The sequence below is a fragment of the Maribellus luteus genome, assembly GCF_003576475.1.
Taxonomy (GTDB): domain Bacteria; phylum Bacteroidota; class Bacteroidia; order Bacteroidales; family Prolixibacteraceae; genus Draconibacterium; species Draconibacterium luteum.
Map to the genome: position 1 here is coordinate 1 of NZ_QWGR01000044.1, position 1,386 is coordinate 1,386.

Consider the following 1,386-nt stretch of genomic DNA (forward strand, 5'->3'; position numbering starts at 1 on the left):
AAAAACGCGAGAAACAGCTTATTCCCCTTCGTAGTTTTAACAGGTACTTAAAAATTAGAGGGTTGTGCAACAGCTACCCGTGTTATGCATTGTAATTTAATTTCCAATCATTCCTAATTGCAACTTTGCTTTTTAAGGACTCAGTCAGTTGCCGAAGTTTTTCTGCGTGCTCAATAGAAGCAAGTTTGAAATTATATTGGATTGATTTGTCATTAACTAATCTAATTACTAAAACGTTCTTTTCTCCGTTGCTTATTGAAGTGCCTGAATAAGAACTGTATATTTTGGTTCCATGAACATTATTATACATTATAGTCAAAGACCTAATTTTATTCATGGGGATTGATTTTGCGGCTATTTTGATTTCTGTTTCATTAATTGTTAGTTCATCGGTGAAATAACCATTTAAATCCTCAGGTTCTTCAAATTTCCAGTCCTTATATCTGATATAGTAATAAATGATTCCTGGAACTACGATAAAGGGTATGCTTAACCATTTGTCCATCACATCCAAAAAAACAGCAACAAGTCCTAATATTATAAGTCCTGCCATAATCCACCAAAGTATAGAACTATCTTTGGCTGGTTTTGGCTCAAATATGAAGGTTTTAAATTCAGTCATGTTTGATATTAGTCAGTTATTCCAAGCTGTTTAAAAATTCTTTTATTAACTCAAAGTTTGATTGAATGAGTATTCCTATAAGAACTAAGATTAGTCCAAGTAAAATATTAAAAACACGATTTCCTCCAGAACCTTTCATTAAAACACTTTCCGAGTGATTGTCGGGATTTACAAAAACGTTTACAGTTTTGTTTTCAGGAAACATTTTCAATGTTTTTTCTGCTTTGTCTTTGTATGAAAGATAAACTTTGTCTCCAAGATAAGCTTGGTTTGATTTGAATTTATTTCCTAAAAGCTCATACTCATATTCAATGTCCGCTCGATAATGATTTTCATATGTTTCTTTTGTCAAACTCTGAGAAACACCCAACTCGGATTTAATAATTTTTCCACTAGCAACAGTCCACCCCAAAGTCCTTTGTCCTTTAAATAGAAGATGAACATTATAAACACATAATGAAATTCCTATTATTACAAAAAGGCTAAGTATTATAAAATCAAGATTATTTTCTAAAAATTCCATTGTTTGTAGGTCTTTTTATTATAATGCATAACGGTCACTTGCAAGTTGTCGTTGCGGATTTCGAAGAGCGTCAGTGTCCGATAGGACATGACGGTCAAGAAAGGAGCAGAGACAACGCACTCCACTGCACCCGCAATGCAATTTGCAAAATGTTAGGCATTGGCTGTGTGTCCTGCGTAACTCAAGGATGCAATTTAAGAAATAATGAGTTACATAACTGTAGATTAGATGAAGAAATATT

At 33.0% G+C, this 1,386-nt stretch carries 2 protein-coding genes; both read right to left on the minus strand.

All coding sequences use genetic code 11. The annotated features are described in order from the left end of the window. Positions 1–82: 82 nt before the first annotated feature. Positions 83–622, minus strand: a complete 540-nt coding sequence (locus D1614_RS23590) for a hypothetical protein (protein ID WP_119440454.1) — start codon at positions 620–622, stop codon at positions 83–85. Positions 623–638: 16 nt separating this feature from the next. Next, a complete protein-coding gene (locus tag D1614_RS23595) occupies positions 639–1,145 on the minus strand; it encodes a DUF3592 domain-containing protein (RefSeq protein WP_119440455.1) in 507 nt (168 codons plus the stop codon). Between the last annotated feature and the right edge of the window lie 241 nt (positions 1,146–1,386).